7 protein-coding genes and 1 rRNA gene are annotated in these 7,377 nt (G+C 71.1%); 2 read left to right on the top strand and 6 right to left on the bottom strand.

The features are described 5' to 3' along the window. Nucleotides 1-88: ribosomal RNA gene (gene rrf, locus IO24_RS42270) — 5S ribosomal RNA — on the top strand; the annotation flags it as partial. A gap of 67 nt (nt 89-155) precedes the next feature. Here the strand turns inward: rrf and IO24_RS0136205 are convergent. The 4 genes from IO24_RS0136205 to IO24_RS0136190 are packed head-to-tail and all read right to left on the bottom strand — an operon-like array spanning nt 156 to nt 3,788. Next, a complete protein-coding gene (locus tag IO24_RS0136205; protein WP_031143467.1) occupies nt 156-827 on the bottom strand; it encodes a response regulator in 672 nt (223 codons plus the stop codon). Continuing rightward, nucleotides 824-2,068 carry a sensor histidine kinase gene (locus tag IO24_RS0136200; protein ID WP_031143465.1) on the bottom strand — a complete coding sequence of 415 codons (1,245 nt, stop codon included), beginning with the start codon at nt 2,066-2,068 and terminating at the stop codon, nt 824-826. The genes IO24_RS0136205 and IO24_RS0136200 overlap by 4 nt, the downstream gene beginning before the upstream one ends. A 23-nt stretch (nt 2,069-2,091) precedes the next feature. Then, nucleotides 2,092-2,871, bottom strand: coding sequence for an ABC-2 transporter permease (locus IO24_RS0136195; RefSeq protein ID WP_031143463.1), 780 nt, complete (start codon nt 2,869-2,871; stop codon nt 2,092-2,094). After that, entirely contained in the window at nt 2,868-3,788 is a 921-nt protein-coding gene (locus tag IO24_RS0136190; protein WP_031143461.1) for an ABC transporter ATP-binding protein, read from the bottom strand. Before IO24_RS0136190 ends, IO24_RS0136195 begins: the two co-directional genes overlap by 4 nt. A 92-nt stretch (nt 3,789-3,880) precedes the next feature. Here IO24_RS0136190 and IO24_RS0136185 point away from each other — a divergent pair, with 92 nt between their 5' ends. Further along, nucleotides 3,881-4,423, top strand: a complete 543-nt coding sequence (locus tag IO24_RS0136185) for a GNAT family N-acetyltransferase (RefSeq protein WP_031143459.1) — start codon at nt 3,881-3,883, stop codon at nt 4,421-4,423. 18 nt (nt 4,424-4,441) lie between these two features. On the opposite strand, the gene IO24_RS0136180 is transcribed toward IO24_RS0136185, so the two are convergent. Continuing rightward, nucleotides 4,442-5,947 (bottom strand): type IV secretory system conjugative DNA transfer family protein, encoded by a 1,506-nt coding sequence (locus IO24_RS0136180; protein WP_031143457.1) that lies wholly within the window; start codon nt 5,945-5,947, stop codon nt 4,442-4,444. A 14-nt stretch (nt 5,948-5,961) separates the two neighbouring features. Continuing rightward, on the bottom strand, nt 5,962-7,371 hold the full coding sequence (locus IO24_RS0136175) for an ATP-binding protein (protein ID WP_031143455.1): 1,410 nt from the start codon (nt 7,369-7,371) through the stop codon (nt 5,962-5,964). Nucleotides 7,372-7,377: the final 6 nt, after the last annotated feature.

Below are 7,377 nucleotides of genomic sequence, written 5' to 3'. Positions count from 1 at the left end.
CGGTTACATTCCGAACCCGGAAGCTAAGCCTTACAGCGCCGATGGTACTGCAGGGGGGACCCTGTGGGAGAGTAGGACGCCGCCGAACAATTATTGAAAAGGCCCACACCTTATGGTGTGGGCCTTTTTTGTGTTTCACGGTATTGATCACGCGTTCACGATGCCTGGACCAGCTTCGTGTCGTACGCCAGGATGACCGCCTGAATGCGGTCGCGGGAGCCGGTCTTGGCGAGGATACGACCCACGTGGGTCTTCACCGTCGACTCGGCCAGGTGGAGACGCGTGGCTATCTCCGTGTTGGTCCACCCCCTGCCGATGACCGTGAGGATTTCGCGTTCCCGGTCCGTCAGGGAAGCGAGGCGCGGGTCCTCCTGGGGCGCGGCTTCCGACGAGGCACCGGTCGGGAGGTGGTGGACATAGGCGTCCAGGAGACGGCGGGTCAGGCTGGGGGCGACCACCGCGTCTCCCGTGGCCACCGCGCGGAGGCCGGCGAGGAGTTCCTCGGGCTGGGCATCCTTGACGAGGAAGCCGGAGGCACCTGCGCGGAGGCCGGCGTAGGCGTACTCGTCCAGGTCGAAAGTGGTGACGATCAGAATGCGGGTGCGGTCGCCGGCGGCGGTGATGCGGCGGGTCGCCTCGATCCCGTCCAGGCCGGGCATGCGGATGTCCATGAGGACGACGTCCGGATGGAGCTCGGACGCCATGCGGACCGCTTCGCTGCCGGTCGCCGCCTCACCCACGACCGTCATGTCGTCCTGGCTCTCCAGCAGCATGCGGGAGCCGAAGCGCTGGAGAGGCTGGTCGTCGGCGATGAGGACCGTGGTCACTGCGGGGCTTCCTCCGGGAGGTGTAGGCGGACGCGCCAGCCCTGCTCCGGATGGGGGCGGGGGCCGGCCTCAAGTGTGCCGCCATACAGGGCGGTTCGCTCGCGCATTCCGGGTAGTCCGCGACCGTCCCGGGAGTTCCCGTCGCTGCGGTTGCCGCTTCCGGTGTCCGTGATGGTGACGGTGACGGCGGCCATTTCCTCGTAGGAGAGCTCTATCTCCGCGGTGGCGTGGGGGCCACCGTGTTTGAGGACGTTGGTGAGGGCTTCCTGGACGACGCGGTAGACGGTGAGCTGGCGACCCGTGGGAAGAGTGGGGCTGCCGTGGATGGTGGTGCTGACGGGGAGGCCTGCGGCGCGTACGCCGTCGAGGAGCTGGTCGAGGTCGGTGAGGCCGGGCTGGGGGGTCAGGTCGGGCTGCCGCTTCTCTTCCTCGCGCAGGACGTCGAGGAGACGGCGGAGTTCGGTGAGGGCCTGGCGGCTGGTGGTGGCGATGGCGTCCAGAGCCTGGGCGGCGCGTTCGGGGGACTTGGCGGCGGCGTACCGTCCGCCGTCGGCGAGGCCGGTGATGACGGACAGGTTGTGGCCGATGATGTCGTGCATCTCGCGGGCGATGCGGGCGCGTTCGGCGGCGGTCGCGAGCTGGGCCTGCTGGTCGCGCTCGGTCTCCAGGCGGCGGGCGCGGTCCTCCAGGGCCTCGGTGTAGTTTCGGCGGGTGCGGACCGTGACGCCGATGAGGGCGGCCACGGTGATGGACATCAGGTGTGAGCCGATCTGCTGGTGCCAGGTGCCCTCCCCGTGGCGGACGGCCGACACGAGGACCGGGGCGATCACCAGGGCCGTCGCCCACCACAGGTCGCGCAGGGGGCGGCGCAGGGCGAGGTGGTAGATGAGTACCAGTTGGAGCAGGGCCGCCTGGAGGGCGGCGCCGGTCCAGGCGTTGACGAGGGCGAAGGGAACCATGGCGGCCAGGACCGCGCCCGGGTGGGTGCGGCGCCACAGGAGCGGGGCCGAGAGGCCGAGGCTCAGGGTGAGGAGGAGCCAGCCGGGGACGTCCAGGCTGTGGGCGTTGTGGCGCCAGCCGCTGCCGGCGTAGTCGATCAGGGCGGCTGTCACCCAGAAGCCCGTGAAGTGCAGGTCCCACAGCAGCGGGCGGCGTCGGTCGAAGGCGCGCACCTTGTGGATGAGGCGCTGGGCGTACTCGGTGAGGGGCTCCGGCGCCCGGTGTTCCGTCACGGGGTCCATCGTGAGGGGTTCGGTGCCGGGCGTCATACGTCTTTGCGGCGCAGGACCACCGACGCCACCGTGAGGACGGCCGCCGTCCACAGGAGCATGGCCGGCAGGGCGGCGCCCGGGGAGGTCGCTCCCGGGATGGGCTGGGCCGTGGTGAGAGCCTCCAGGGCCTTGCCGGGGAAGTAGTGGACGGCGTCGTCGAGGAAGGCGTACGGGAGCATGGCCAGGATCTCCGGGAGGATCATGACGAGGCCGATGAAGGCGCCGATGGCCGTGGGGACCGAGCGGAGCACGGCGCCGATGCCGAGGGCGAGGACGGCGAGGAGGGTGAGGCCGGCCGCGTTGCCCGCGAGGGCGCGCAGGACGCCCGGGTCGCCGAGGGAGGCGGACTGGTCGGTGCCGGAGAGGAAGGACTGGGCCAGGGGGAAGGTGAGCAGGTTCGTCGCCAGGGTGAGGGGGAGGGCGACAGCGGCCAGGACGGCGGCCTTGGACCAGAGGACGGGCAGGCGGCGGGGGACCGCGGTCATCGTGGCGCGGATCTGGCCCGTGGAGTACTCGCCGGCCGTGGCCAGGATGCCCAGGACCCCCAGATTGATCTGGGCGAACTGGGTGCCCAGGAGGACGAAGACCACCGTGTCCATGCCGCCTTCGCCCGTGCCGTCGTAGGCGGCGCCGAGGCCCGCGCCCATGGCGGCGGTGAGCGCGCTGGTCACGGCGAGGGTGATCCAGGTGGAGCGCAGAGTCCAGAACTTGTGCCACTCGGAGCGCAGGACGCGGGCCGGGGTCACGCGGTAGGGCAGGGCCGTCGTGGTCATGCCGCTGCTCCTTGCTGGGTCGCCGGGTACTCCACCGCGTCCCGCGTGAGGTTCATGAAGGCCTCCTCCAGGGAGGCGGAGGCGGGGGTCAGTTCGTAGAGGGGGATGCCGTGGGCCGCCGCCGTGCGGCCGATGTGCCGGGCGTCCGTGCCGCGGATGCGGAGGGTGCCGGGGGTGTCGGTGGTGATGTCGACGCCGGGGGCGGTGAGAAGGTCCGCGAGGGTGGTGGCCTCCGGGGTGATGACCTTGGTGGTGCCCGCGCCGGAGCGGTGGACGAAGTCGGTGACGGTGGTGTCGGCGAGGAGGCGGCCGCGGCCGATGATGACCAGGTGCTCGGCGGTGAGGGCCGTCTCGCTCATGAGATGGGAGGAGACGAAGACCGTGCGGCCCTCCGCGGCCAGGGACTTGAGCAGGTTGCGGATCCACAGGACGCCCTCCGGGTCGAGACCGTTGACCGGCTCGTCGAGGATGAGCGTGGCCGGGTCGCCGAGGAGGGCGGCGGCGATGCCGAGGCGCTGTCCCATGCCGAGGGAGAAGCCCTTGACGCGGCGGTGGGCCACGTCGGTCAGGCCCGTGAGGCCGAGGACCTGTTCGACCCGGGCGCGGGGGATGCCGTGGGTGTGGGCGAGGGCGCGCAGGTGGTGGTGGGCGGTTCGGCCGGGGTGGACCGAGCGGGCCTCCAGCAGGGCGCCGACCTCGGTGAGGGGCGCGGGATGGGCGGCGTAGGAGCGTCCGGCCACGGTGGCGTGGCCGCGGGTGGGGGCATCCAGGCCGAGGAGCATGCGCATGGTCGTGGACTTACCGGCGCCGTTCGGTCCGAGGAAGCCGGTGACGGTGCCGGGGCGGACGGTGAAGGACAGGTCCGTGACGACCGTCCGGTCGCCGTAGCGTTTGGTGAGTTCGTGTGCCGTCAGCATGCTTCGATGCTCGTGCGTGCGGGGGCGGCGGGCGTCCGACCGGCGGGGTAATCGAGGTGGGGGGCGTCGTACCCGGGTACTACCGTGGGCGCATGAGCTATGTGATCCGGTCCGTCCGTGCCGGCGAGTGGGCTGCGGCGAAGGAGTTGCGGCTCGCGGCGCTGCGGGATCCGGTGGCGCACCTGGCCTTCCTGGAGACGTACGAGGAGGCCGCGGCCAGGCCGGACTCCTTTTGGCGGGAGCGGACGGCCGGTGGCGCCGTGGGCGCGGACAAGGCGCAGCAGATCATCGCCGAGGGGCCGGACGGGCGGTGGGTGGCGACGCTGACGGTGCTGGTGGAGGAGCCCGGGACGAGGGACTGGGCCGGGTTTCCGGTGGAGCGGAAGCAGGGGCATGTGGTCGGCGTGTTCGTACGGCCCGAGGAGCGTGGGAGCGGGCTGACCGAGGTGCTGTTCGACGCGGCCCTGGAGTGGTCGTGGGGACAGGGACTGGAGCGGGTGCGGCTCATCGTGCACGAGGAGAACGGGCGGGCGCAGCGGTTCTACCGGCGGGTGGGGTTCCTGCCGAGCGGGGTGGTGGTGCCGCTGGGGGATGCCGGGGAGCGGGAGTTGGAGTTCGTGCTCGAGCGGGAGTGAGCGTCTGGGGCTGGAGTCTCAGACCGGCAGTTCGTCGTGCGGCCAGCGGGCGCGGCCCTGTTCGCGGGACCGGAGCAGGGCCAGGGTCGGCATGCCCCGGTCCGCTCCGGTGGCCAGCAGCTCCGGAAGCTGGGGAAGCGGGGCCACGGCCGCGACGTCGTCCAGGACGAGCGTCATTGGTGGGTCGAGGCGACCGGCCGATGACCGTTCGGCCATGTGCCGGCCACGCTCGACCACGCTCGAGACGAGGGCCGTCAGGAGGGGCATCGCGCCCGGGTTCGTCCTGGGGTCCTCGATGGATTCCCCCACCACATAAAGCGTGCCCCCTTCGTGGATGAAGGAATCCAGGGCGAGGGCATCAGTTCGGTTGGGAGTGCAGGCCTCGCGGATGTTGACCGTGGAGAGGGCCGCGAGGGCGCGGGTGGTCAACTGCTGGGCCATGTCGCGGCGTTCGGGGTGGGCCGTGAGGGCGCCTTCGAGTTCGCCGGCGGAGCCGGGGGCGGCCTTGGGGTTGGTACGGAGGATGCGCACCGCGTCCTGGATCTGGGTGCCCTGGGACCAGCGGTGGACGTGGCGGACGGTGCGGCCGTCGATCGCCGCGGCGTGCAGGTAGCTCCGCAGGAGGGTGGCGGCTGTGTCGCTGACCGCCTGGTCGAGTTTGGCGGTGGGGCGGACGGGCGTGAGGAGGGCGGTGGCTCTTGCGGTCGCCGTGTTCTTGTCCTCGCAGCCTTCGGTCGGGGACCAGTGGAGGCGGGACGGGGTGTCGCAGAGGTGGGTGGGGTCGAAGAGCAGGGTGGGGCCCAGTTTGGCTCTTGCGTCCTTGGTGTCCTGCCAGAGCGTCGCGTTCGACGTGACGATCAGGGCTGGGCCCTCGGCGTCGTGTACCGCCTGGGTGGCGGTTGTCCGGCGGGCTTCCCTCGGGGCGACGAGGATCTTCTCCCACCCGCCCACTGGTTCCCGGCCGAACAGAGAAGCCGGGGTCGTGGGGGGTGCCGCCGGTTCGAGGTGTTGGGCGGGCTCGGGCGTCGTGCGGGGAGTGGGGACCTCGTGGTGTGCCGCGGGCGGTGTCGGTGCGGGTACGTCGTGCCGGGCCGGCTGCGCTGCATCGTACTGATCGGGCGCGGGCTCGGGCTGCGGCGACAGGCTCTCCGCCCGGCGTCTCGCCCGTACCGCCCGCCAGCGGGTCCATGTCCCCATCACGAAGATCGTCAGGACGAACAGGATCATCAGCTGGCCGATGAACATGCCCCAGAACAGTCCGTAGCCGGAGAGTTCGCCGGGGGATGTGTCGGGCCAGGCGCCAGGGATGTCGCGGGGCTGGGTGATGAGGTCGCGCAGGGCCGGCGGTGTGCGGGTGAAGGTGACGCCGGGCGGCCAGGAGCCGTGGGCGAACAGGGCGGCGAGGCCGGTGGCCGTCCACACCAGCAGGGTCATGCCGAGGAGGAACGCGAGTACGCCGACCAGCAGGCCGTCGGGGATGCCTCCCTGGCCGTCCCGCTGGGTGTGGCGGTCGTCCGGTCTCACGCGTCCTCCCCTGCCTACGCCACCGTCGATTCGGAGTCGCCCAGGTGCTGCTCCACGAAGGCCGCGGCCCGTTCCTCCGCCTCGAGTTCCGCGGCGTGCAGGGCGTCGTCCGCGAGGTCGGCGGACGACTGGGTCATCGCGCGGTCGGTGAAGACCAGAGGGCGTTCGGTCTCCGTGACCAGGTGTTTGACGACCTGGACATTGCCGTTCACGTCCCAGACGGCGATGCCGGGGGTGAGGGTCGGGATGATCTCCACCGCCCAGCGGGGCAGGCCCAGCACGCGGCCCGTCGCTCTGGCCTCGTCCGCCTTCTGGGCGTAGATCGTCCTCGTCGACGCCATCTTGAGGATCGCCGCCGCTTCCTTGGCGGCCGCGCCGTCCACGACGTCCGAGAGGTGGTGGACGACCGCCACGAACGACAGGCCCAGGCGTCGGCCGAACTTCAGCAGGCGCTGGAACAGCTGGGCGACGAAGGGGCTGTTGATGATGTGCCAGGCCTCCTCGACCAGGAAGATGCGCTTCTTCCGGTCGGGGCGGATCCAGGTGTGCTCCAGCCACACGCCGACGATCGCCATGAGGATGGGCATGGCGATGGAGTTGCGGTCGATGTGGGACAGGTCGAAGACGATGAGCGGGGCGTCCAGGTCGATGCCGACCGTGGTGGGGCCGTCGAACATGCCGCGCAGGTCACCGTCGACGAGGCGGTCCAGGACCAGGGCGACGTCGAGGCCCCAGGCCCGTACGTCGTCTATGGCGACGTTCATCGCCTCGGCCGACTCGGGCTCGGGGTGGCGCAGCTGCTCGACGATGTCGGTCAGGACCGGCTGGCGGTCGACGATGGTCTCGTTGACGTAGGCGTGCGCGACCTTGAGGGCGAAGCCCGAGCGTTCGTCGAGGCCGTGGCCCAGCGCGACCTCGATGATCGTGCGGAGCAGGGCCAGCTGGCCCGTGGTCGTGATCGCGGGGTCGAGCGGGTTGAGGCGGATCCCCATGTCCAGGGCGGCCATCGGGTCCAGGCGGATGGGAGTTATGCCCAGCTCCTGCGCGATGAGGTTCCATTCGCCGACGCCGTCCTCGCCCTGGGCGTCCAGGACGACGACCTGGCGGTCGCGGAAGCGGAGCTGGCGCAGGACGTACGTCTTCTCCAGGGCCGACTTGCCGTTGCCGGACTCGCCGAGGACCAGCCAGTGGGGGGCGGGGAGCTGCTGGCCGTAGAGCTGGAAGGGGTCGTAGATGTAGCCCTTTCCGGAGTACACCTCACGGCCGATGATGACGCCGGAGTCGCCGAGGCCGGGGGCGGCGGTCGGGAGATAGACCGCCTGGGCCTGGCCCGTGGACGTGCGCACCGGGAGCCTGGTCGTCTCCACCTTCCCGAACAGGAAGGAGGTGAAGGCGTCGGTGAGGACGGACAGCGGGTCCCGCATCAGGTC

The sequence above is a fragment of the Streptomyces flavovariabilis genome, from assembly GCF_000725785.1.
Taxonomy (GTDB): domain Bacteria; phylum Actinomycetota; class Actinomycetes; order Streptomycetales; family Streptomycetaceae; genus Streptomyces; species Streptomyces hawaiiensis.
This window is presented reverse-complemented; position numbering and strand designations above follow the sequence as displayed.